The organism is Hufsiella arboris, assembly GCF_009834875.1.
GTDB lineage: Bacteria > Bacteroidota > Bacteroidia > Sphingobacteriales > Sphingobacteriaceae > Hufsiella_A > Hufsiella_A arboris.
In genome coordinates this window covers 240,871-264,685 of sequence record NZ_WVHT01000004.1, presented here as the reverse complement: position 1 = coordinate 264,685, position 23,815 = coordinate 240,871, and the positions used below count along the sequence as shown (strand labels likewise).

General features: G+C 42.6%; 20 protein-coding genes. 14 read left to right on the top strand and 6 right to left on the bottom strand.

All coding sequences use genetic code 11. The features are described from left to right. Positions 1-2: 2 nt before the first annotated feature. The 3 genes from GS399_RS10475 to GS399_RS10465 all read left to right on the top strand — a co-directional run bounded on the left by GS399_RS10475 (position 3) and on the right by GS399_RS10465 (position 2,514). Positions 3-938, top strand: a complete 936-nt coding sequence (locus GS399_RS10475; RefSeq protein ID WP_160844568.1) for a 1-phosphofructokinase family hexose kinase — start codon at positions 3-5, stop codon at positions 936-938. A gap of 46 nt (positions 939-984) precedes the next feature. Continuing rightward, positions 985-1,977 carry an L-glyceraldehyde 3-phosphate reductase gene (mgrA, locus tag GS399_RS10470; RefSeq protein ID WP_160844567.1) on the top strand — a complete coding sequence of 331 codons (993 nt, stop codon included), beginning with the start codon at positions 985-987 and terminating at the stop codon, positions 1,975-1,977. A gap of 78 nt (positions 1,978-2,055) precedes the next feature. After that, complete coding sequence (locus GS399_RS10465) at positions 2,056-2,514, top strand: copper resistance protein NlpE (protein ID WP_160844566.1); 459 nt, start codon at positions 2,056-2,058, stop codon at positions 2,512-2,514. Here the strand turns inward: GS399_RS10465 and GS399_RS10460 are convergent, their stop codons facing one another. After that, the gene (locus GS399_RS10460) at positions 2,515-3,045 is read right to left on the bottom strand and encodes a C40 family peptidase (protein ID WP_160844565.1); all 531 of its coding nucleotides are present in this window, start codon (positions 3,043-3,045) and stop codon (positions 2,515-2,517) included. Positions 3,046-3,243: 198 nt separating this feature from the next. Here GS399_RS10460 and GS399_RS10455 point away from each other — a divergent pair, with 198 nt between their 5' ends. Both GS399_RS10455 and GS399_RS10450 read left to right on the top strand, forming a co-directional pair. Then, entirely contained in the window at positions 3,244-3,741 is a 498-nt protein-coding gene (locus GS399_RS10455; RefSeq protein WP_160844564.1) for a hypothetical protein, read from the top strand. Between the two features lie 216 nt (positions 3,742-3,957). Further along, a complete protein-coding gene (locus GS399_RS10450) occupies positions 3,958-5,430 on the top strand; it encodes an MFS transporter (RefSeq protein ID WP_160844563.1) in 1,473 nt (490 codons plus the stop codon). A 163-nt stretch (positions 5,431-5,593) separates the two neighbouring features. On the opposite strand, the gene GS399_RS10445 is transcribed toward GS399_RS10450, so the two are convergent. Beyond that, positions 5,594-6,040 (bottom strand): VOC family protein, encoded by a 447-nt coding sequence (locus GS399_RS10445; protein ID WP_160844562.1) that lies wholly within the window; start codon positions 6,038-6,040, stop codon positions 5,594-5,596. Between the two features lie 328 nt (positions 6,041-6,368). Here GS399_RS10445 and GS399_RS10440 point away from each other — a divergent pair, with 328 nt between their 5' ends. Next, complete coding sequence (locus GS399_RS10440) at positions 6,369-7,250, top strand: sugar phosphate isomerase/epimerase family protein (protein ID WP_160844561.1); 882 nt, start codon at positions 6,369-6,371, stop codon at positions 7,248-7,250. A 125-nt stretch (positions 7,251-7,375) separates the two neighbouring features. Here the strand turns inward: GS399_RS10440 and GS399_RS10435 are convergent, their stop codons facing one another. Then, positions 7,376-7,858: a hypothetical protein gene (locus tag GS399_RS10435; protein ID WP_160844560.1), complete on the bottom strand. Its 483-nt coding sequence runs from the start codon at positions 7,856-7,858 to the stop codon at positions 7,376-7,378. 592 nt (positions 7,859-8,450) lie between these two features. Between GS399_RS10435 and guaA the strand changes: the two genes are divergently transcribed. Beyond that, positions 8,451-9,980: a glutamine-hydrolyzing GMP synthase gene (gene guaA, locus GS399_RS10430; protein ID WP_160844559.1), complete on the top strand. Its 1,530-nt coding sequence runs from the start codon at positions 8,451-8,453 to the stop codon at positions 9,978-9,980. 18 nt (positions 9,981-9,998) lie between these two features. After that, the gene (locus GS399_RS10425; RefSeq protein ID WP_369410119.1) at positions 9,999-11,168 is read left to right on the top strand and encodes an RsmB/NOP family class I SAM-dependent RNA methyltransferase; all 1,170 of its coding nucleotides are present in this window, start codon (positions 9,999-10,001) and stop codon (positions 11,166-11,168) included. Between the two features lie 311 nt (positions 11,169-11,479). Here the strand turns inward: GS399_RS10425 and GS399_RS10420 are convergent, their stop codons facing one another. The 3 genes from GS399_RS10420 to GS399_RS10410 form a co-directional block, all read right to left on the bottom strand. Further along, positions 11,480-12,055: a MarC family protein gene (locus GS399_RS10420; RefSeq protein ID WP_202409425.1), complete on the bottom strand. Its 576-nt coding sequence runs from the start codon at positions 12,053-12,055 to the stop codon at positions 11,480-11,482. 66 nt (positions 12,056-12,121) lie between these two features. Next, positions 12,122-13,654, bottom strand: coding sequence for an amino acid permease (locus tag GS399_RS10415; protein ID WP_160844558.1), 1,533 nt, complete (start codon positions 13,652-13,654; stop codon positions 12,122-12,124). A 115-nt stretch (positions 13,655-13,769) separates the two neighbouring features. Further along, entirely contained in the window at positions 13,770-16,004 is a 2,235-nt protein-coding gene (locus GS399_RS10410) for a sodium-translocating pyrophosphatase (protein WP_160844557.1), read from the bottom strand. 705 nt (positions 16,005-16,709) lie between these two features. On the opposite strand from GS399_RS10410, the gene GS399_RS10405 reads away from it, so the two are divergent. The 6 genes from GS399_RS10405 (at position 16,710) to GS399_RS10380 (ending at position 23,607) form a co-directional block, all read left to right on the top strand. Further along, positions 16,710-18,140, top strand: coding sequence for an APC family permease (locus GS399_RS10405; protein WP_237487925.1), 1,431 nt, complete (start codon positions 16,710-16,712; stop codon positions 18,138-18,140). 23 nt (positions 18,141-18,163) lie between these two features. Continuing rightward, positions 18,164-19,339 (top strand): MFS transporter, encoded by a 1,176-nt coding sequence (locus tag GS399_RS10400; protein ID WP_160844556.1) that lies wholly within the window; start codon positions 18,164-18,166, stop codon positions 19,337-19,339. A 63-nt stretch (positions 19,340-19,402) separates the two neighbouring features. Further along, positions 19,403-20,215: a serine O-acetyltransferase EpsC gene (gene epsC, locus GS399_RS10395; protein WP_160844555.1), complete on the top strand. Its 813-nt coding sequence runs from the start codon at positions 19,403-19,405 to the stop codon at positions 20,213-20,215. Further along, positions 20,215-21,087 carry a cysteine synthase CysM gene (gene cysM, locus GS399_RS10390; RefSeq protein WP_160844554.1) on the top strand — a complete coding sequence of 291 codons (873 nt, stop codon included), beginning with the start codon at positions 20,215-20,217 and terminating at the stop codon, positions 21,085-21,087. Before epsC ends, cysM begins: the two co-directional genes overlap by 1 nt. 645 nt (positions 21,088-21,732) lie before the next feature. Then, positions 21,733-22,143 (top strand): hypothetical protein, encoded by a 411-nt coding sequence (locus tag GS399_RS10385; RefSeq protein ID WP_160844553.1) that lies wholly within the window; start codon positions 21,733-21,735, stop codon positions 22,141-22,143. A 780-nt stretch (positions 22,144-22,923) separates the two neighbouring features. After that, on the top strand, positions 22,924-23,607 hold the full coding sequence (locus GS399_RS10380; RefSeq protein WP_160844552.1) for a Type 1 glutamine amidotransferase-like domain-containing protein: 684 nt from the start codon (positions 22,924-22,926) through the stop codon (positions 23,605-23,607). Positions 23,608-23,815: the final 208 nt, after the last annotated feature.

The following is a 23,815-nucleotide window of genomic DNA, read 5'->3' as shown; positions in this document are numbered from 1 at the left end:
AAATGAAAAGCAATATTGTAACCCTAACGTTAAGTCCGGCGATAGATAAAAGCACAACGGTTGACTTTATCCTGCCAGAGCATAAGATGCGTTGCGCAGTACCCAAATATGAAGCGGGTGGTGGCGGTATCAACGTCTCGCGCGGCTTAAAAAGGCTTGGCCTCCATGCGAAAACTGTGTTTCCTGCAGGTGGCATGCCAGGGCAGTTACTTCAGGAGCTTTTGGAGAAGGAGGGAATTGAACAATATTCGGTGCCGACAAAAAACTGGACACGCGAGAATTTTATAGTAGTTAGTACAACCAATAATCAACAATACCGGTTTGGCATGCCGGGAAACGAAATTTACGAAGATGAAGAAAAGTTGATTTACCAAAAAATTGAAGAGTTGGCTTCTGGTGCTGAATATATTGTGGCCAGCGGAAGCCTTCCTCCCGGGATTCATAAAGATTTCCTCGCCAGGATTGCCCGCCTTACCAAACGCCTGGGAAGCCGCCTGGTTGTCGATACCTCCGGCGAGGCATTAAAGCACGCTGCCGATGAAGGTATATTTTTACTGAAACCTAATCTTGCCGAACTGAGTATGCTTTCGGGCATTAGTGAACTCGATGATGAATCTGTTATCGATGCGGCTAAGAAACTTATTTCCGACAAGCCTTGCGAAGTTATCGTTGTGTCGATGGGGCCAAACGGAGCTTGCCTGGTTACAAAAGATTTCTCGGAGCTGGTGCCTGCTCCAACCGTTAAAAAGAAAAGTACCGTTGGCGCTGGCGATAGTATGGTTGCAGGAATGGTTTACGCCCTGTCTACCGGAAAGAATCTGCGGGAAACCGTGCGAATGGGCATTGCTTGTGGCACCGCGGCAACGATGAATCATGGCACTGAGCTATTTAATAAAGACGACGCTCTAAAACTTTATGACGGGCTTCTGAAGCGATAGCCGATATTCATTTTAATTAACGGTCTTATTGATATAATTTCGAAACATGACTTACCAACCAAACGATTCAAGATATTCGAATATGCAATATCGCCGCTGCGGAAAAAGCGGCATTAAACTTCCTGCGCTTTCACTTGGCCTTTGGCATAATTTCGGTGGCGTGGATGTTTTAGAGCAGTTTAAAAAAACACTGTTTACGGCTTTTGACAACGGCGTAACTCACTTCGACCTGGCCAATAATTATGGCCCGCCTCCGGGCTCAGCTGAAGAAAATTTCGGTAAAATTATCAGTACAGATTTTGCCGCCTACCGTGATGAAATGATTATTTCATCAAAAGCGGGGTATACCATGTGGGATGGTCCTTACGGCGACTGGGGTTCAAAGAAATACCTGGTATCAAGCCTCGACCAAAGTCTGAAACGGATGAAGCTTGACTATGTGGATATTTTCTATCATCACCGCCCGGACCCCGAAACGCCATTGGAGGAAACAATGACAGCTCTTGACCTGATAGTTCGCCAGGGAAAAGCGCTTTATGTCGGTATATCAAATTACCAGGCGGAAGAAGCCGAAAAAGCCATTCAAATGCTTAAGCAACTGGGAACACCCTGTTTAATTCATCAGCCTAAGTATTCGATGTTTGAACGTTGGGTGGAAGGCGGCTTACTCGATGTCCTTGAAAGGGAAGGCGTTGGTTGCATTCCATTCTCTCCATTGGCGCAAGGCTTATTAACAGATAAATACTTAAAAGGAATTCCTGAAAATTCGCGTGCCGCTAAATCACACGGATTTTTACAAACCAGCCAGGTAACTCCTGAACGTTTGAAACAGGTGGCTGCGTTAAATGAGTTTGCTAAAAAAAGAGGGCAAACTCTTGCTCAAATGGCGCTTTCCTGGCTATTGAAAGATGAGCGTGTTACATCAGTGCTGGTTGGTGCAAGTAGTAGCGAACAACTTCTCGACTCGCTGAGGTGCTTAAACAATATCAATTTTTCTTCTGAGGAATTAACTTCTATTGAATCTATTTTGGTAGAATAAGGCTGTTAGGCAGCAAAATCACGAAGCCACAAACATTTTGTCCGTTTGTGGCTTTATATATCAAAACTGCCGATTATAATGAAAATTTCTCATGTTTTATTTCTGTTTGCTGCACTTGTTATTGCATCATGCGGAAAGAAAAAAGTTCAGTTGAAAGCCAATCCAGAAAAATATGCATTAACACATCCGGATAGTGTCAATAAGAAAGTTATTGAAAGTTATTCCGGAACAATTCCCTGTGCCGATTGCGAAGGTATAAAAACAACGCTTAACTTTTATGCTGACAATACTTTCCTGATGGAAGATATTTATTTGGGTAAAAATTCAACACCATTCCGTTCTACGGGCCATTACAATATCGAACGTGGCTATGGCAAGGATAATAACGCGTCCCTTTTTGTTTTAAATGATTCTATTCCGGAGAAGAAAAAGTTCTATGTGCGCTATAGTGCCAAACCAAACCGCTTGTTTATGCTCGACCGGGACGCCAAACCAATCCAATCTAAAATGGAATTCGTGTTAAAAAGGCTGGAATAACTATTTGAATAACCTGATCACATATAAATATCTTCCCTGATAGTAAGCATTTAACGGCGTTGTTGTTACGCTGTAAGCTTTTCCGGATGTGCTGTGGATAAAATTAATTCCATTTGCTCCAGTTTCTGTAATGATTCCCATATGGCCTTCACTCCGTTTGGTGCTGTCAGTACCTGTAAAAATAATTAGGTCTCCGGGTTTCGACCGCGAGACATTAATTCGATTGGCAACCCGCGAAAACTCTTGTGTTGATCTTGGAACGGTGATATGGAAGTGATTGAAAACATAGGTAATAAACCCTGAGCAATCAAAACCAACGTTCGGATCGACGGACCCATATTTATAGGGTATTCCTTTCAACGTTTGCGCATAGCTTATCAGGTCATTAGAACGAACATTCATCGTATTGATATGAATACTGTCTTTTACAGCTATCGCGTGGCTTGATTTTAAACTAACGGTGTTCGATTTATTTTCCGGTCGGCTGCAAAAAGCCATGCTTAGCAGGCAAATAAGACTATAATACTTCATTAACGAAATTAAGGTCGTAAGATAATAGAATTCGGCTGTTAGTTATGTGAAAAAAAAGCAAACGTCAAGCTTAGCGTGGAAAAAACCCGATATAAACCGGGAAATATTTACTCATGTTTTTTCACTAAACATTATACAATTGGCTGATAGTGAAATTGTTGAGTAAAGTGGTTTGTAATTTGCCTAAAAGTTTTTCACATGAGAATTTTTACTCTTTCGATAATTTGTTTTTTTGTTGTTCTGAAAGTGAGCGGGCAAAGCTCCCTGAATTGGATGCTCTCTACGCAGGCTGGTCTTTCATCGCATACTACCACAAATTACCAGGGTAGCCTTATGATTGGATTCGCCACCCAGAATAATCAACAGATTTCGGTAGGGCCGGTAATTAAAAGCTTCTTCGTGGCTAACCATCAACAGGCGAATATCGGCGGCCGCATTTACTCACAATCGCCGATCGTAGGACCATTGAGTTTGTACCTCCAATGTGATATCTTCCAAATGAATATGTCGCCGGCCCAATACACACCTGAAAAAAAGCTAAAGCTCGATGCCGGTCTTGGCGCCGCTTTCACTTTTAATAATAATATCGGGCTCGCTGCCGGTTATAACTTCGGTGAATTTAATCCTATGACGAGCACAAGCAAGGGCGTCGGAAACCTTCGTATATTCTATAATCTCCCACTGACACAAAAATGATAAACTGTGGAGTGTAGCGGCAGTTCTACACTCCCCGGAAATAGCCTCGTCGGTGATAGACAATGTATCATAATATTGTCAGCAGCTCCCATCCGCTTCCTGCCTTAGTGAATCAGAAATCCCATATTGAGTAAATCAGTCGCGAATTTAAATAGTGGAAGCTGTTTTGTTAGTACCGAGCGGGAAATCAGGCACCACACCCTGATTCAGAGAGAAATGGGATTTAGAACTTCAGAAAAATTATCAGACACACAAATTAACAGGGGATTAAAGTACGTTGTCACTGATGGAGTCGCTTCCGAAGCGATGGTTGCATTTACCGGCGGTACATTCCTGGTGGCGCTTGCGGTTCAGTTGGGAGCGTCAAATTTCCAGCTGGGTATTTTAGCGTCCTTGCCTACGTTTAGTAATATTTTCCAGCTTTTATCCATTTGGCTTGTGCAGCGATATAAAAATCGGAGAGCAATATCGTTTATAAGCACGGTCGTTGCACGCTTCCCGTTATTTTTAATTGGCGCGTTGCCTTTTATGTTTACAGCGGGAACCAGCATCCAGGTGCTGATTTTTCTATTATCTATTCATTATTTCGGCGGATCGATTTCCGGCGCAAGCTGGAACTCGTGGATGAAAGACCTTATTCCAGACGAAAAGCTTGGATCGTTTTTCTCACACCGCAGCAGATTGGCGCAAATCGCGAGCGTTACTTTGAGCCTGGGAATAGCCACAGCGCTTGATTACATAAAGTCCAGCCATCCCGGTTATGTCGGATATGCCTACCTTATTATGTTTATTATAGGTGGTTTGTTCGGAATGTTAAGCGCCTGGATGCTTGCGCGTACGCCCGAACCAACGATGTCTGTAACCAATGAAAATACGTTGACGCTTTTCAAAAAGCCATTGAAGGATAAGAATTTTAGAAGATTGCTGATTTTCAATTCTTTTTGGGCATTTGCATTAAACTTAGCCACGCCGTTTTTCTCAGTGTTCATGCTCAAAACAATCGGTCTGCCGATTTCGTATGTGATCGCTTTAGGCATCATCGGCCAAATCAGCGGGATTTTTTCGATCAAATTATGGGGCAGATATACCGATAAGCACAGCAATAAAAGTATTATCAGTTTGTGTGCACCGGCTTACATCGCCTGTATCCTCGCGATGAGTTTTACGTCGATGCCGTCACATTATATATTAAGTCTCGCCTTATTGGTTTTGATCAATATTGTGAGCGGGATTTCTACTTCTGGAATAAACCTGGCTTTAAATAACATCGGTATTAAGCTGGCACCTAAAAACGAGGCGATGGCTTATTTGTCTGCAAAGAATATGGCTGTGGCTGTTTTCTCAGCACTTGCTCCGCTATTAGGCGGTCTGATGGCCGACTTTTTTGCCACGCATCAGATGGCTGGTTCTATTTCTTTTACCGACGAGCAAACCTCAACCGTAGTAAATGTCATTCACTTACAGGGTTGGAACTACTTCTTCATTTTTGGCGGTTTGCTGGCCATGCTTTCGCTGCGCTGGTTAAAAGCAGTTCGTGAAACAGGATCAACCGACCCTTCGCGGGTGATGCTTTACATGCGGGCGAACATGAGAAGTAAGATCAGAAATACTGCGACCGCCGGAATGGTTAGAAATGGAATGAAAACTTTCCGGAACAGGGAGGGAAAGCCAGCGGCTGGCAATAAGTAATCGATTTAATCGTAAACGGATAAATCGAATTTGTGTTTACGTTCAACGAGCGCGTGAATAAATAGAAGAGGCACGTAAGCGCCTCTTCTATTTTGGATGGCAATGGAAGCGATATGTGGTCGATTGTTTCTGCAACTGAATAAATATTCTATTAATTACCGTGTTACTCACCCTTTTGGTCATCTTCACTTGGTTCCCAAAGTTCTATCTTGTTGCCTTCCGGGTCCATGATATGTATAAATTTTCCATAGTCGTAAGTCGCGACACTGTCAAGCACAGTCACGCCATTTTCCTTTAATTTTTCCACAAGTCCTTCGATGTTTTGAACCCGATAGTTAATCATAAATTCCTTTTTAGATGGCGCAAAATATTCGCTGCCTTGCTTGAAAGGGCTCCATTGGAGGGAATTAATTTCCTCAGGCTTGTTTACATTTCTGGATTCAAAAGTCGAACCATAGTCGTTGGTTTCAAGTCCTAAGTTTTTACTGTACCATTCTCTCGCCTCTTTAGGATTGTCAGAAAAAAAGAAAATGCCTCCAATGCCGGTTACCTTAGGGGACGTGTCGTTAGTTGAAGGTGTGTTTGTTGTTTCATTTTTTTGGTCTTCCATTTTTTTGCTTTTTTTGTCGGATTGCAATTTGTGCGAACTGTTACAATCGAAATTGCAATTATTAGTCTGTTCATTTTGCTTTTTTCTTACTGCAGTATCATATCTAAACTACTTAAGGCGCATTTGGATAAAAAGCCACTTTCATCTGCAATTTAATTATTTCTCATTGCGATAAAATCCCTTACTAAATTTATTGTCAATAAGTGCTAAACCGAACCGTTTCCTTCACGAATGTTATGAACAGCTGGCCGTTTTGTTCAGCAAATTGTTTATTATTATTTTAGTCACATAACCTTCACCGATAGCCACTTTCGGTCAACCTTAAAATATGAAAAGACGAAAATTTTTAAAGTATTCTGTTACGATGGTTGCTGCCGCGGCCTGTAGTACATCGTTTGCAGACAATCGGCAACCTTATGCTTTGGGTTTACAACTTTATACCATCAGAGACGCTTTGTCTAAAGATGTGAAAGGAACGCTGAAAAAAATTTCAGAATACGGTTACCGGGAAGTCGAAATCTATGGCTATGACGGAAAATTTTATGGTTATGATCCCTCGGACTTCAAGACCTTGCTAAATGATCTTAACTTAAAATCTCCCAGCGGTCACTTCGACCTGAATAAGTTCTTTACTCCCGGTTCCGGTAACGAAGAGCTGGTACGTTATACTGATCTTTGTATCTCCGGGGCCGAAAAGCTTGGCCAAACATACATTGTGTGGCCATGGTTGGACCCATCCATGAGAGATGCAGAATCATTTAAAAAATTAATTGATCAGTTAAACTTAATCGGTGAACGGATTACAGCTGCAGGTTTAAAATTTGCTTATCACAATCATAATTTTGAGTTCGTTGACCATGACGGGCTTATGCTTTACGACTTATTGCTGCAACGAACGGATCCAGCAATAGTAAGGCTCGAGCTCGATTTGTACTGGGCATCTTACATGAAACAGGATTTAACTGAATTGTTTAGAAAAAATCCCGGTCGTTTTGAACTTTGGCATCTTAAAGACAGAGACCGAAAAGATCCTGATCTGCATACTTTTATGGGTAATGGCGATATCGATTTTCAGGCTATCCTGCCTTTGGCACATGCAGCCGGCGTAAGGCATATGTATGTGGAACAGGGTAACAACTACATTCCAAATGATATGGCGTGTGTGCAAAAGAGCGCAAAATATGTAAAAGAATACCTGTTGAAAGGCTAGCCAATCAGCAAAAAGGTATTTGATTATTGCTTAATGCGAGAAACGTGTTGAATAATTCCGATAGAAATAGGTTTTAAAAAGCAGGATTCAGTTTGAATTTGTTCAATCAGTTTCGCTCTCATCTTTCATTTTCTTCTTAAGTATGATTCTATCGGCTCCCATTTATGTTTTTTGAAATCTGTTATCTTGATGCGCTGATAAATCAAGTCTTTTTCTGTAAATGTTAAAATGACTAAGGCGGCGACTTTAACCAGTTTCCCTTTTTCATCAGGATCCAGGGTCCACTGAGTTTTTGAATTAATAATTTTATCAAACTGTAAATTTTGATAGTGAACGTTTAAATAGCTCTCCAGGCTTAGCAAACACGGAGTTCCCACCGAGTCAACTAGTATCTGGAACGCTATTTTGCCGTTGAGCTTTTTTAATGTATCAGGGGGTATATTATCTTCAATTGTTTTTAAAAACAGATATTGATTGGTGTGAGCAATGACTTTATCTTCCAGCCCAAAAAGATCAGTGACGCAATTAGAAAATTTCTCTTTAAAAAGATATTGAGCTCTTACCGAAGAAAATGGGATCATTAAAATGAGAAACAAAAAAAGTTTCATGATGATGGTTTGGTTGATTTCTAAAGTAAGTAATTTTTTGTTATTGACAATTAAGTTAACAAACTGCCTCACTGTCTTTATAAAAGCAGGATCCAGTTTGTTTCGGTTAGTCTCGCCCTGCTCTTCATTATAGTTTGGCCTTGAAACTTATGCTAATCGAAAGTTTACTCCTCGGCAAAAGCTGCCGTTACGATCAGATTTAAAATTGTTCGACTTCACTTTCATGGCAATAAGTTGCGTTGGCGGTTTGTGCATTGCCATTCATTTTAAACCCGGTTGAAGTGATAGCTTTTTGCCAGCACTAATGTTCATAAATAACTAACTGTTCGGGGGCAAGAACTATAACGGAAAACGGGACTGCAATACGATAGCAGCACACTCGTTCATTTTCAAACCATTATTATCTAATATTTACTCAATTAAATTCACTCCTCTAATCGAAACGTTTTATTTTCTAACGGTCACCCTGGACAAGAAGACAGCATGAATTCTTCAACCCGTTATTTTATAAAATGAAATATTTGATTATTGCAGCTACCGAACAATTTCAATTTCCCCGACCCGAAAAATGCCAATTTTACTATCTTTGCCCATGCAAGAAAAAATCATCATTCTTGACTTCGGATCACAATATACCCAACTGATTGCCCGGAGAGTAAGAGAGCTTAACGTTTACTGCGAAATCCACCCGTTTAATCACCTGCCTCAGTTTGACGATACCGTTAAAGGAGTTATTCTTTCCGGAAGCCCGTATTCTGTACGACAGGACGACGCGCCTCAAATCGATTTCAAATCACTGGAGCAGAAGTTTCCGGTTTTGGGGGTTTGCTATGGCGCTCAATATATCGCGCAGCATTCGGGTGGCGAGGTGAAACCTTCAAGCATTCGCGAATACGGTCGGGCTAACCTGCAGTTTATAGCAAACGACAATGTGTTGATGAAGAATATCTCGCCGGCTTCGCAGGTTTGGATGTCACATGGAGACACGATTTATTCAACACCTGATAATTTTGAAATTATTGCCAGCACCGATACGGTAAAAGTTGCCGCTTATCATGTTGCCGGAACGAATACGTATGGCATTCAGTTTCACCCGGAAGTGACTCACAGCACCGAAGGAAAGCAGTTGCTGGAAAATTTCCTGGTGGATATCTGTGGCTGTAAGCAAGACTGGAACCCCGACGCTTTCGTAGAAACCACAATTGCCGAACTGAAAGCTAAGCTTGGTGATGACAAAGTTGTGTTAGGATTATCCGGCGGAGTTGACTCATCAGTTGCCGCAGTTTTATTGCATCATGCGATTGGCAAGAATTTGCATTGTATTTTCGTTGATAACGGATTGCTTCGGAAGAATGAATTTGAAGCGGTGCTCGATTCGTATAAACATATGGGCCTTAATGTTCGCGGCATCGATGCGAAGGATCGCTTCCTTAGCCAGCTTGCAGGGGTGAAAGATCCTGAACAAAAGCGTAAAATAATTGGCCGCGTATTTATCGAAGTTTTTGATGACGCCGCGCACGAAGTGCAGGACGTTAAATGGCTCGGGCAGGGAACTATTTATCCAGATGTTATCGAGTCTGTTTCGGTTAAAGGCCCATCAGCGACTATCAAATCGCACCATAACGTGGGAGGTTTGCCGGATTATATGAAACTCAAAATCGTAGAGCCACTGAATACGTTGTTTAAGGATGAGGTTCGTAAAGTCGGTAAGGCCCTGGGCATCGATCCACTGATTCTTGGCCGCCATCCATTCCCTGGTCCGGGCCTGGCGATCCGTATACTCGGAGATATTACTCCGGAAAAAGTAGCAATTTTGCAGGAAGCTGACGCCATTTATACCAATAACCTAAAAGAAAGCGGCTGGTATGATAAAGTGTGGCAGGCAGGTGCGATATTCCTTCCGGTTCAATCGGTAGGAGTGATGGGTGATGAGCGGACGTATGAACACGTAATATGTTTACGCGCGGTTGGTTCATTGGATGGTATGACGGCCGACTGGAGTCATTTGCCGTATGAATTACTTGCCAAAATCTCGAATGAGATCATCAACAATGTAAAGGGCATTAACCGGGTTGTTTATGACATAAGTTCAAAACCGCCCGCAACGATTGAATGGGAGTAATCTGCCGAACCAAACAGAGTGGCCAAATTCGACAATCAATTAAGAAATTTTAACAGAGCACTGGAGGCTTATCATCAGGATATGCCTCTCGCTAAATTCTTGCCGGTTTATTTCAGGGCGAATAAACAGATGGGCTCGTCGGACAGGCGAACAACCTCGAGGCTGTTATACAATTATTTCCGGATAGGAAACGCATGTGTAGATTTACCAGTGGAAGAACGTTTGTTCATCTCGGAGTTCCTTTGCAATCAAAGCAGTGAATTTCTTGAATATTTCAAGCCGGAACTTCATCAGCTGATTGCTTTTCCGATAAATCAAAAGATTGATTACCTGGAGAAGACTTGCGGATTTAAGCTAGACGAAGTTTTTCCGTTGAACGGAAGTTTATCGAAATCAATAGACCGGGGCGCTTTTCTCGAATCGATTTTCGTTCAGCCGGATCTTTTCATTCGTATAAATCCTGGTAAAGAAAAGTTCGTTATTGCAAAGTTGGAGCAGGCCGAAACGATATTTGCAAAAGAAAGCGAACAAACGCTGCGATTACCCAATGGTACTAAACTAGATTCTATTTTTGAAGACTCCCAGGATGGACTATTTGAAATACAGGACCTATCCTCGCAGAGAACTGGCGAACATTTTCAGCCAAATAAATGGGAAGCGTGGTGGGATGCCTGTGCTGCATCGGGCGGAAAATCGCTGTTGCTTTATAGCCAGGAACCGACCGTCAAATTGCTCGTGTCCGATATACGCGAAAGTGTTCTAAATAATCTTGATAAACGCTTTGCTGACGCTGGTTTGCTTAAATTTCAGAAAAAACAACTGGATTTGCTTAAGAACGTCGATCCTGAATTGCACCATTATGAATTTGATGGTGTTATTCTCGATGCACCGTGTACAGGTTCGGGTACCTGGGGCCGCACGCCGGAGATGATCAGCCAGTTTGAGGATCACCGGATTAGTTTTTTTCAAAGCCTTCAAAAAGGCATTTCAGCGAATGTTGTGAAGTACCTTAAGCCCGGCAAGCCGCTGATCTATATTACCTGTTCTGTATTTAAGGAAGAAAATGAAGAGGTAGTTTCGTACCTGGAAACGCTCGGGTTAACTCTTGAAAAAAGCGAGATTCTGAAAGGTTACGCTGAGAAAGCAGACACGATGTTTGTGGCAAGGCTAGTGAAGAATAAAGATTAGAAATCTTAGTTAAGAATTCGGATTGTTCCAAAGGATTGTCTACGCTCGTCGGGATTTGTAATCCCGATGTTATAACGGCAAATTTATAATCCATTAAAGCATGAAAAATTAAGTTTCATAAATCAAATCAGTGTTTCGATTACCTAATAGATTTAAGATCAGATATTTTTAACCGTTGGATCAGGATTGCTTCAAGGGAATATCTTTCGGCACATGTCCTTATTAGCTTAGGTGCTTTCTGGTTAAGTGTATCAAAATCATTCATCCCGCTATTATCGACGCACAAGTCGTTCTTTCAAAATGACAAAAAGTTACAATCCCGTATTACTCCGGAACAGCTTAATCGCAATCGCCAACAAAATTACGCCAAAAGCCTTTCTTAATACAATTAATCCCGTTTTTCCAAATAGTTTTTCCAGGCGGTAAGTGTTCTTTAATACAATGTAAACGATGATTGTATTCAGAACGATACCAACAACTATATTGGGTGTTGCATATTGAGACTTAAGTGAGAGCAATGTGGTCATAGTGCCGGCGCCCGCGATCAACGGAAATGCAAGGGGCACGATAGACACCGACTGCGGTATGTCATCTTCCTTAAAGAACGTGATTCCCAGTATCATTTCCATGGCGATGAAAAAGATCACAAGCGAACCTGCGATAGCAAACGAAGCGATATCAAGACCGATGATAGCCAGAAGTTCATCTCCAACGAAAAGGAAGATAATCATCAACACCAGTACAGTAAGCGAAGCTTTTTCTGATTCGATGTGCCCAGCCTTCTTTCGCATATCGATGATAATGGGAATAGTTCCCAAAATATCAATAATAGCAAACAAGATCATGGTTACGGAAACGATCTGCTTTATATCGAACATTTTGCTCATAGCTTAAAAGTATAGAGTTAAAGTCAAAAGGGCAAAAAAAATCCCGGCATAACCGGGATTGTATTTTTATTCTTCGATCATCGGCGGGTTCGGATCATCGGGAATACTTACTGTTCCTTTTTGAACCAGTGAATGTTTACGGCTATAACCGAAGTAAACGATGAAGCCGATTATTAACCAAACAATTAAACGAGCCCAGTTTTCCCAACCTTCGCTGGCGATCATACAAAGACAGATGATTGCTCCTAAAGGACAAACGATCATATACAATGGCGTTTTAAACGGACGCTCTAAATTCGGATCTGTTTTACGCAAAATCATGATACCGATGCAAACTAATACGAACGCAAATAAGGTACCGATACTTACCATATCTCCTACCACGCTATCGGGAACAAAACCTGAAAACAACGAAACAAACACAAAGAATAACCATTGTGATTTGTAAGGAGTGCTGAACTTAGGGTGCAGTTTAGAGAAGACCTTCGGCACCAATCCATCGCGGCTCATTGTGTAGAATACGCGGGTTTGACCCATCAGCATCACCAGCATTACCGATGAAAAGCCAGCAAGAATCGCAACTGTTACAAATGATGACAACCAGGTGTAACCAGGCATATACGTTTTAATTGCATAGCTAACAGAGGCCTCGCTTCCATGAGTTAAGAATTCTTTATAAGGTGCAATTCCTGTTAATACGTGCGAAAACAAAATGTAAAGAACTGTACAAATCACAAGGGATACTAAAATACCAATCGGCATATCCTTTTTAGGGTTTTTAGCTTCCTGGGCAGCTGTTGATACTGCATCAAACCCGATAAACGCGAAGAAAACGATGCTTGCCCCACGCAATACCCCGATCCAGCCGTGATTTGTTAAATCCGAATACTCATGAATAACGCCTGTGTTTAATTTAACACTTCCGGCATCTGCCGGAATCATGTAAGGCGTGTGATTCGCCGGGTTGATAAAGTGCCATCCAAAGCCAATGATTAATAATACGATTGCAACTTTAACAATAACGATGATGTTGTTAACAACAGCCGACTCAGATGTACCTCTGATCAACAACATCGATAACAAGAAGATAATAGCGATGGCCGGCAAATTGACAATACCATGTACACCGGCATCAGAAACCTGGAAAGGAGAGTGGCTCCATTGATAGGGGACGGACGTATGAAAGAACGTCATGAGGAGTTCGTTAAAATACTGCGACCAGGCTATTGACACGGTTGCGGCGCCGAGGGCATATTCCAAAACCAGATCCCACCCAATTATCCAGGCAATAAATTCGCCCATGGTAGCGTATGAATAGGTATAAGCAGAGCCCGCAATTGGAATCATACTTGCAAATTCAGCATAACATAAACCAGCTAATGCGCAGCCGGCTGCTGCAATGATGAACGATATGGTTACTGCCGATCCTGCGTGACCGCCGGCAGCAGCAGCGGTACGTACGAATAAACCTGCCCCGATAATTGCTCCGATACCAAGTGCTATCAAAGAAATTGGTCCAAGTGTTCTTTTTAGGGTTTTCTCTGAAGAATCAGCCGAAGCCAGCAGCTGGCTTATAGGTTTCTTAATAAATAATTTCATTTGTGAACTTGTGTCTAGTAAGTTTTATACATGGTTCCAAACGTAAAGAAATAAATCCAAAAAAGAAAAAGGGATTTTGCTGCCAAAATCCCTTTCCTTGTACTAAATACGCACTTTAGCGCAATATTGTGTCTGTCCTGTTTACAATCGTGTCAACTTTATCGGAAAGTGAATCTTTTTTCAGGATTCGGATCTCCTTTTTGATTTCAACCTTTCCCGGATTTTTTGCTTCTGCATTCTGAGCGATATGCGGCGCGATGATTAAAGAAACAATCGACATGAGCTTGATAAGGATGTTCATCGACGGGCCGGAAGTGTCTTTAAAAGGATCGCCTACGGTATCGCCGGTTACTGATGCTTTATGCGGTTCGGATTTCTTATAAAATATTTCGCCATTAATATTTACGCCCTTCTCAAACGATTTTTTTGCATTGTCCCAGGCACCGCCGGCGTTCGACTGGAACATACCCATTAACACACCTGAAACAGTAACACCTGCAAGTAAACCGCCAAGTACCTCTGGGCCAAATATAAATCCAACAACAATCGGTACAATCAGCGCGATAGCGCCAGGCAACATCATCTCTCTTAAAGAAGCCTTGGTAGAGATTGCCACGCACTTTTCATATTCAGGTTTGGCCTGATACTCCATAATTCCAGGAATTTCACGGAACTGGCGGCGAACTTCCTGAACCATATCCATTGCTGCACGTCCCACCGCCGAAATACACAACGCAGAAAATATAAATGGAATCATACCTCCCACGAATAAGCCGGCAAGCACGTTCGCTTTATAAATATCTATGTGATCAATTCCTGCAATACCGACGAATGCTGCGAATAGTGCCAGAGAAGTTAACGCAGCGGAAGCAATAGCGAAGCCTTTTCCGGTAGCGGCCGTGGTATTTCCTACTGCGTCCAGATTGTCGGTGCGATGACGGACTTCTTCTGGTAACTGGCTCATTTCTGCTATACCGCCGGCATTGTCGGCAATCGGGCCGAAGGCATCAATCGCCAGCTGCATGGCCGTAGTTGCCATCATGCCAGCGGCGGCAATAGAAACGCCATACAGTCCGGCGAAGTAATATGATCCATAAATTCCGGATGCCAATACCAATATCGGCAATACCGTTGATTCCATTCCGACTGCAAGCCCGGCTATGATATTTGTCGCGTGGCCTGTTGAAGATTGCTGAATGATACTTCGCACAGGCCGTTTACCCATAGCCGTATAATATTCTGTGATTAGGCTCATCAATGTTCCGACAATCAAGCCTACAATAATCGCCATGAAAACATCGGTTTTTGTAAAGGCGAAGCCACGGATTTCCATTGTTTCCGGCAAAAGCCATTTTACAGCGAAGAAGGCAGCAATGGCTGTCATAATGATCGACGACCAGTTACCGATGTTTAGAGCTTTCTGTACGCTGTCGCTTTCGTTCTTAATCTTCACGAAATAGGTTGCAATAATTGAAAAGATTAATCCCAAACCTGCAATCAGCATCGGAAGCAAAATAGGGGCGATACCTCCAAAGTTATCTTCAGACTTAATTTCACGACCCAATACCATCGTCGCGAGGATTGTTGCTACATAAGAACCGAATAAGTCTGCACCCATTCCAGCAACGTCGCCTACGTTATCGCCTACGTTATCTGCAATAGTCGCGGGATTACGAACATCATCTTCGGGAATACCGGCTTCGACTTTGCCAACAAGATCGGCGCCAACATCAGCCGCTTTAGTATAAATACCACCGCCAACACGTGCGAACAAGGCTATAGATTCGGCTCCGAGTGAAAATCCTGCAAGAACTTCCAGCGCTTTTTCCATCTCTTTACCATTAACGCTGCCACCGGTTTTAAGCACGTAGATATGATAAAAAAGGATAAATAATGAACCTAAGCCTAGAACTGCCAATCCCGCGACGCCAATACCCATTACCGAGCCGCCGGTAAACGAAACTTTTAAAGCCTGTGCTAAACTGGTACGCGCGGCATGTGTGGTCCGAACGTTTGCCTTTGTTGCGATGTTCATTCCTATAAATCCCGCAAAAGCAGAAGTAAAAGCGCCGATAATAAAAGAAACGGCAATCACCCAGCTGGAGGTTTCCACCAAAGTTCCGGAATAAGCTAAAAGCACAGCCGCGATAATTACGAAGTAAGAAAGTATTTTCCACTCAGCCCTCAGAAACGCCATCGCCCCATCTGCAATGTATCCTGCAAGAGTCCGCATGTTTTCGTCGCCGGCCTCCTGTTTAACAACCCAGGCCGACTTGCTAAGCATTACCAGAATGCCAACAATACCCAGCAAGGGTATAGCATAAATTAAATTTTGTTGTAGGAATTCCATAAAATGAACTGATTTATAATTGGTTATTTTCCAAAAATAGCAGGGTTTTTGAATTAAACAAACCAGGTCGGATTTTTTGAGTAAAATGTGGGGATAGAAGTACGAACTTATAATCGATAAATAATGCTAGTGAGTATATCATTTTCCTAAAATTAGAGGATTAGGTGTTGAAATGGCATTGACCAGTACCGTATTAACAAGATAATTGATTTGAAAAGCAATTGCAGTGTTTCATTTTGTGGCAGCCGGGCTTTTCGCTCATACGCCTGCAGGCCTTGCCCACTTTGGCCGGTATCCGCTTCAATCCCGTTTATTGAACGCTGGCTTGTTATAACATTGTTGAAGGCATTTCGGCAAAAATGCTGTTAAAGTCGCTTTAGGATACGATAATTAATGTACTCAATTGCACTTTAAACCCGGCTGAAATGGATACCGGCCTGCGCCTAATGCCTGCAGGCGTATGAATGCAAGACGGGATTGCAGTAATCAAAATGCGCAGGACATTGCTTTACAAATGTTTTATATTCTAAATCCCGTGCTCCACTTTCAAAACGTTGCATCTATCCTCGCTGTAAATAGATGATTCGGTTTTAATAACTACGTGTCTATAGTAAAATATCACCCAACGATTCCCATAAAATCTTCCAACACACTATCCCAATTGATACTAATTTTTATATTAGGCATTTCAAACCTTAAACTTTTATGTCAACAGAAACGAACGAAGCAACTTCAATGAAACGGGAGATCGGCCTGCTCGATGCGACTTTGCTTGTTGCCGGAAGTATGATCGGCTCCGGAATTTTCATTGTCAGCGCTGACATCACTCGTAATGTCGGATCGGCCGGCTGGCTGATCGTCGTTTGGCTTATAACCGGCTTTATGACCCTGACGGCGGCTTTGAGTTACGGCGAACTCAGCGGCATGTATCCAAAAGCCGGTGGGCAATATGTATATCTGAAAGAAGCTTACAACCCACTCGTTGGCTTTTTATACGGCTGGAGTTTCTTTGCCGTCATACAAACCGGAACGATAGCAGCGGTAGGCGTGGCGTTTTCCAAGTTTCTGGCCTACCTGGTTCCGCAGGTAAGTGAAGACCTGGTAGTATTTAGCCTGGGATCTTTTAAAATATCACCTGCACAACTGGTCTCGATCGCTATCATTGTTTTGCTTACTTATATCAACACAAAAGGTGTTAAGAGTGGCAAGATGATCCAAACGACCTTTACACTGACAAAACTTGCCAGTTTATTTGGACTGATCATTTTCGGGTTCATTATGATGAAGCCGGAAGTGTGGCACGCAAACTGGAGTGACGCCTGGAACATCCATAAATTAAATACCGATGGTTCCTTTACAGCATATACAAGTGTAGCTGCGCTGGGCGCTATTGCCGGTTCCATGGTTGGTTCGATTTTTAGCAGCGATGCCTGGAATAACGTAACGTTTGTCGCCGGGGAAATGGAGAATCCGAAGCGGAATATCGGGTTAAGCCTGTTTTTAGGAACTTTGATTGTTACCATCATTTATGTATCCGCCAATTTAATGTATACGGCGGTTTTGCCTCTTCATGATATCGCAACAGCGGATAAAGACAGGGTAGCGGTTGCTGCTTCACATGTCATTTTCGGAAATGTCGGCACGATCATTATAGCACTGATGATCATGGTTTCAACGTTCGGCTGTAACAATGGATTGATCCTGGCTGGCGCGAGGGTTTACTATTCAATGGCGAAAGACGGATTATTCTTTAAAAAAACAGGCGATTTGAACAAGTTTGCCGTTCCTGAATTCGGTTTATGGATACAATGTATCGTAGCCAGTTTGCTTTGCCTGAGCGGAAAATACGGCGACCTTCTGGATATGATCTCTTTTGTCGTCGTTATCTTTTACGTGTTAACGATCTTCAGCATATTCATCCTGAGAAAGAAACGACCGGACATTGAACGTCCATATAAGGCGTTTGGTTACCCGGTTTTACCGATTTTGTATATCCTCATGGGACTGGCTTTTTGCGGTTTATTGATCGTTTATAAACCTCAGTACACCTGGCCGGGACTGATTATCGTTTTAATCGGTTTGCCTATTTATTATCTAATGAAAGTAAACGTTAAAGAAAAGCAATTAACCGAATAAATCATTAACGTACTTTTGCATTAATGAATGCAGAAAGTACGTTAGCGGTTAGTTTACCGAAAATATCAAACAGAGCACATCGGATTGGCGTCGGTGTGCTTTTCTTTTTTATGGGCCTAACGTTTTCGAGCTGGGCTTCACGTATTCCAACCATTCAGCAAACGTTACAGCTTAACGAGGCGGAACTTGGCGCTTTGTTGCTGATGCTTCCGGCGGGACTTTTAGTTTCTGCGCCGATCGCCGGACTGCTGATTGCCAAGTTCGGAAGCCGGCGGGTTGTTGTGGCTTCGCTTACCATTTATACCTTTTTGCTTTTTACAATCGGCCTGATTCATAACGTAACCTTATTAAGCTTTGTGCTTTTTTGTTTTGGTTTTACCTCCAACCTAACTAACATCTCGGTGAATAAGCAGGCGGTCGATGTTGAAAATATGTACGGACGGCCGATCCTGGCTTCATTTCATGGTTTATGGAGTTTAGCGGGATTTGTGGGCGCTGCTATCGGGGCGGTAATGATCAGCAATGATATTTCTATTCCCATTCATTACTCGGTCATTCTGACGCTGGTTGTTATTGGTGTGATATCGTCAGTCCGCTTCCTGATAAATGATGACAATGAGCATAAAAAGAGTGATGATCCGTTGTTTACGATGCCGGATAAATCGCTGCTCATCTTATCGCTTATAGCTTTATGTTCACTGATTTGCGAAGGTGCCATGTTCGACTGGAGCAGTGTTTATTTCAAAAAAGTCGTCATGCCTGATCCATCGATGCTTGGTGCCGGTTACGTAGCGTTTATGGCTACGATGGCTACAGGACGATTTTTAGCTGATGGATTTTCGCATCGTTTTGGTTTAAAAACGACCTTAATGCTGAGCGGAACGCTTACCGTAATTGGTTTGCTTACGGCAGTAATATTTCCGCACTTAATAACTGCGATTATTGGATTTATGCTTGTTGGATTTGGGGTTTCGTCGGTAGTTCCATTAAGCTACAGTTTAGCCGCTAAATCGAAGACAATGAAACCCGGCGTAGCGATTGCAGCTATCACAACCATCGGTTTCATGGGCTTTTTAATCGGGCCGCCCCTGATAGGTTTTGTTGCCCAGGCGGCAAGCTTAAGGGCATCATTCACAATTATTGCTTTTATGGGATTATGCGTATTGATTTTTTCCTCCAGGCTTAAAACCACTAAGTAATTTGACAATTCAATCAGATTCTTTTTTCTAAAATTGTATTGTCCACATCATTTGAAACAGATAATGAATAAGGCATTTTACCAGCACATCTTCGATAAACAGCAACAAGCGGGGTCGGTGCCATCAAACGACGTAATCTCGCGTTGGGCGATTCGCGTCATCAAACTTATATTTCCGGAACAATCATCAGAAAAACTTGACTCAGTTAATAAAATAGAGCGGGAATCGTTAAACCTTCAGCTTCAGCTTGTAGCGATATTAAACGGCACCCGGGCCTGCAGCGACTGTAACAATGAATTCATGGCGGCGGAATTCTTTAATTCATTGCCAGAAATATACCGTGTTTTAAATACAGATATCGACTCAATTTCGGAAGGCGATCCTGCCGCGAAAAACAGGTTCGAGATTATACGAGCCTATCCCGGTTTTTATGCCATTTGTTTTTATCGTATAGCGCATGCATTGCTCAAACTTGATGTGCCTCTCATTCCGAGAATACTCACTGAATACGCACATTCTCAAACAGGAATCGACATACATCCCGGCGCAGTGATCGGCGAATACCTCTACATAGATCACGGAACGGGAATCGTTATTGGCGAAACAACCGAAGTTGGTAATCACGTAAAACTATACCAGGGCGTAACCTTAGGCGCGTTAAGCGTCGATAAAAATATGGCGAGCATAAAGCGGCATCCAACGGTCGAAGATCATGTCGTCATATATTCCGGAGCCACCATTCTGGGTGGTGATACGGTAATCGGAAGTCATAGTATTATCGGCGGCAATGTATGGCTTACAAAAAGTATTCCGGCGGGATCCACGGTTTATCACGAGGCGTCTTTGCGGGTTGTTGAACGTAAATTATTTCAATAATGGGAGGCATTATCGATATCGTAGGAAACACGCCGCTGGTTCAGCTCAATAAATTAAATCCCAACCCAAACGTAAAAATTTTCGCCAAGCTGGAAGGTAATAACCCGGGAGGAAGCGTTAAGGATCGCGCCGCGCTGAACATGATTAAAAGCGCGTTGAAACGGGGCGATATTAAAGCCGGAACCAAATTAATCGAAGCAACCAGCGGAAATACCGGCATCGCACTTGCCATGATTGCCCGGTTATTTGATCTTGAGATTGAGCTGGTAATGCCCTCAAATTCTACTAAAGAACGCACGCTTACCATGGAAGCTTTCGGGGCTAAGGTAACGTTACTCGAAAGCATCGAAACATGCCGTGATTACGCTGATGAAAAAGGCAGGTCGGATGAATATTTTCAGTTAGACCAATTTGCAAATCCTGATAATTACCTGGCGCATTATAAAACTACCGGGCCCGAAATTTGGCGCGATACTTACGGCGAAATCACCCATTTTGTGAGTGCGATGGGTACAACGGGAAGCATCATGGGAAACTCGATGTTCCTCAAAGAAAAAAATCCAGACATACAAATCATAGGCTGTCAGCCAACGGAAGAATCTTCCATTCCTGGAATACGGCGCTGGCCTGAAAAATATCTGCCTAAAATTTTCGATGCAAGTCGTGTTGACCGTGTAATTGATGTTTCACAAGCTGACGCTACGGAAATGACGAGAAAGCTGGCACGTGTTGAGGCTATTTTTGCCGGGATGAGTTCGGGCGGAGCAGCACATGCGGCGTTGAAGGTAGCAAGCGAACTGGAATCCGGTGTGATTGTGTTTATTGCTTGTGATCGTGGGGATAGGTATCTGAGTAGTGATTTGTTTGGTTGATCGTTTGATTGTCTCCTGTACGTTGTGTTCACGATTGTTCTGTACCGCGCTACGCCGCGGAGGCACCCAACTTTTGTCTTGAAACAAAAGTTGCCAAAAAATCAAGAGCTTTCCGACGGCGCTTTTGTTGCACAACTCTACCGCACAATTTCCTTGCAACACGGGCTGCATTTTCAAATGCTGATGCCCTTCCCTTTGCTCAATCCCTACCTTGCAAGGAAATTTACCCGGCGCTGTCGGAAAGCTCGCGTACTATTAATGGCAGCAATATATGATCGGCAGTTGGGCTAGTGCCAATAACATTGGCAGTTCCGGTGAAGCCGGCTGTGTTTTGGTCCTTTTCCACTGTAGGAAAAGGACTAGGCCTGCGTGGCTATGAAGGCAATTCGAAAAATCAAAGAGACCTTAAAGCTGCCTCCGTCGGTAGTCTGTTGGGTTAAAACACAACAGCGACTAAGGATTTGCTGAATCGGTAAAAGTATTCTACTCTATTTCGCATTTTTGTATTTTTTTACGAAACTTATAGTTAAAAAAGACAAGGGTCCACAACGAATATTTATTGATGTATTGGCTACCCGTTAAATGGAATATATTTAGTGGTGTAGTGTAATACCTAACAAAGGCAGAGACGATCCTATTAATATTATGAAAAACCTTCTAGTCCTAAATCTGACTTTTACTACACTGGGAATTGCTTATAATAAATCTTCCTTCGATTTAACTGTTCCTGAAATTGAATCCTTACACTCAATATTGCTTTTTATCAGTTCATTGACGTTAGGAGTTCTCATTGCACAGAATTATAGGTTCGAAAAAACTCTGAGTAAATTAGGACTTGTAGTCGGCCTTGTATTGATTTTCTTGGCGACTTCAATAACGACGTTTTTAAAAGACAAAAATTACGAGGATATTAAGATTTTAAAGGTTTTGAAAGAAAGCAAACACAAAATAATAAGACAATATTTAGATGAGGGTGCATTTGGCGGACATTACAGAACTGTAGAAGTAACTGATATTCTACCTGGGCTAAGATATATTAACAAGGTAGTTGAATAATGAATTAATGATGGGACGTAGTTAAGTTGTAGCGAAACACTACGACCATCGAATAAAAAATCAAGGACAATGTATGATGGCCGAACTGATAATTCCGGAAATGTCCGGCTACTGTATTTGATGCTGCTGGTGTCGACTAATGTTATCGCAGTGATATTTTTAGGCATCCCATTTCTCAATTTTTATTCAAAAGGCGGGCTGTTCCTGGCGATAATAAGATTGGGGTTGTGGGGAACAGTTGTCTCTCTTTTCTTTTCACTTATTTCACTGGGATTATATTACCTTTTCATAAATCGTGTTTTAGAAAGGTCGGTCAAGTTGTTACGTTTTTTTGGGATTCAATTTGCTGTATTTCTTGGATTATACTTTTTGATTGTTTTATTTGTTTTTCTTCAGATAACAAGCAATTTTACATAGCTGGTTCATTGGCAGTTTCTCCTGGCTCCAACCAGCGTCCCGCTTGTAATAATACAATAAACCCAGCGACATCGCCCCTGACCTATAGAAAACTGACCCGGCGAGTTAAACCCGGGCGAAGCGGATACCGGCCGAAGGCCTAAGGCCCTGAGCAGTATAAGCGCAGCACGGGACTAAGTATTCATGAAATACCGCTTTTGCTTTTCAAACGATAATCGATTTCGAACCAATTATTCAATCCTCAATATCACTACCACCCGTCGCATTCCACCTCTCACATTGTCGCATCCGAACTACCTGAAATCGAATTTCGTTGACAAAATTTGTATCTGATCAATCAACTACAAATTCATCAAAAAAAACATGAAACTTCTCCTCACCGCGGCCGGCATCAGCAACGCTAGCATCCACAAGGCATTGGTCGACCTGTTAGGCAAACCGATCGCCGAATCCAGCGCTCTTTTTATTCCCACTGCTATATACGGCATTAAGGGCTGCGCTGAGATCATAAGAGGCGTGATTTGCGGAACGCTGGGCGATCCATTCTGTGAGTTGGGCTGGAAATCTATTGGGATATTGGAACTTACCGCTTTGCCGAGTATGAAAGAAGACCTTTGGGTGCCCATGCTCCAGGAAACCGACGCCCTGCTGGTTGGCGGCGGCGATTGCCAGTATTTGTGTTATTGGATGCAGCGGTCCGGATTAACAAAACTTTTGCCTTCGCTGTTAGACAAAATGGTATATATAGGCCTGAGTGCCGGAAGCATGATCATGACGCGCTTCGGAACGACCTACGGCAACCATACTTTGCCGGCGGGCAGCGATAAATGTTTGGGATTTGTTGATTGTGCCCTGCATCCTCATATGAATCACGAACAGTTTCCGCAAAATTCCCTTGCAAACCAGGAGAAGCTGGCTGCTACGCTTGCGGTGCCGTCTTATATGATTGATGATCAGACCGCTGTAAAAGTGGTTGATGGTAAGATTGAAGTCGTTTCGGAAGGGGAGTGGAAATTATATGTTCCGGAGGAGAGACGGCAGAGATAGCGAATCCGGTGTTTCTTTCATCAATTGTCGTCCGGATCGGCGATTTATGCACAGACATTGAATTTAGCCCCGATTGCAGCGGATACCGGCCTGTGGCTAATGCCTTGTGGGTATGAGCGAAAAGCGGGAGTACATGTTAATAGTAGCAATAGCCTTGCGCTTCATATAAATAAAGAATCGTATATATTTGAAAATGTGCTGCAGTGTT

What these genes read in the sequence shown, in the direction of transcription:
- mgrA (WP_160844567.1), top strand. Translation starts at nt 985, where the DNA reads ATGACTTACCAACCAAACGATTCAAGATATTCGAATATGCAATATCGC.
- GS399_RS10440 (WP_160844561.1), top strand. Translation starts at nt 6,369, where the DNA reads ATGAAAAGACGAAAATTTTTAAAGTATTCTGTTACGATGGTTGCTGCC.
- GS399_RS10400 (WP_160844556.1), top strand. Translation starts at nt 18,164, where the DNA reads ATGAATGCAGAAAGTACGTTAGCGGTTAGTTTACCGAAAATATCAAAC.
- GS399_RS10460 (WP_160844565.1), bottom strand. Translation starts at nt 3,045, where the DNA reads ATGAAGTATTATAGTCTTATTTGCCTGCTAAGCATGGCTTTTTGCAGC.
- GS399_RS10445 (WP_160844562.1), bottom strand. Translation starts at nt 6,040, where the DNA reads ATGGAAGACCAAAAAAATGAAACAACAAACACACCTTCAACTAACGAC.
- GS399_RS10475 (WP_160844568.1), top strand. Translation starts at nt 3, where the DNA reads ATGAAAAGCAATATTGTAACCCTAACGTTAAGTCCGGCGATAGATAAA.
- GS399_RS10405 (WP_237487925.1), top strand. Translation starts at nt 16,710, where the DNA reads ATGTCAACAGAAACGAACGAAGCAACTTCAATGAAACGGGAGATCGGC.
- GS399_RS10420 (WP_202409425.1), bottom strand. Translation starts at nt 12,055, where the DNA reads ATGAGCAAAATGTTCGATATAAAGCAGATCGTTTCCGTAACCATGATC.
- GS399_RS10380 (WP_160844552.1), top strand. Translation starts at nt 22,924, where the DNA reads ATGAAACTTCTCCTCACCGCGGCCGGCATCAGCAACGCTAGCATCCAC.
- cysM (WP_160844554.1), top strand. Translation starts at nt 20,215, where the DNA reads ATGGGAGGCATTATCGATATCGTAGGAAACACGCCGCTGGTTCAGCTC.
- GS399_RS10435 (WP_160844560.1), bottom strand. Translation starts at nt 7,858, where the DNA reads ATGAAACTTTTTTTGTTTCTCATTTTAATGATCCCATTTTCTTCGGTA.
- guaA (WP_160844559.1), top strand. Translation starts at nt 8,451, where the DNA reads ATGCAAGAAAAAATCATCATTCTTGACTTCGGATCACAATATACCCAA.
- GS399_RS10455 (WP_160844564.1), top strand. Translation starts at nt 3,244, where the DNA reads ATGAGAATTTTTACTCTTTCGATAATTTGTTTTTTTGTTGTTCTGAAA.
- GS399_RS10465 (WP_160844566.1), top strand. Translation starts at nt 2,056, where the DNA reads ATGAAAATTTCTCATGTTTTATTTCTGTTTGCTGCACTTGTTATTGCA.
- GS399_RS10415 (WP_160844558.1), bottom strand. Translation starts at nt 13,654, where the DNA reads ATGAAATTATTTATTAAGAAACCTATAAGCCAGCTGCTGGCTTCGGCT.
- GS399_RS10410 (WP_160844557.1), bottom strand. Translation starts at nt 16,004, where the DNA reads ATGGAATTCCTACAACAAAATTTAATTTATGCTATACCCTTGCTGGGT.
- GS399_RS10385 (WP_160844553.1), top strand. Translation starts at nt 21,733, where the DNA reads ATGAAAAACCTTCTAGTCCTAAATCTGACTTTTACTACACTGGGAATT.
- epsC (WP_160844555.1), top strand. Translation starts at nt 19,403, where the DNA reads ATGAATAAGGCATTTTACCAGCACATCTTCGATAAACAGCAACAAGCG.
- GS399_RS10450 (WP_160844563.1), top strand. Translation starts at nt 3,958, where the DNA reads ATGGGATTTAGAACTTCAGAAAAATTATCAGACACACAAATTAACAGG.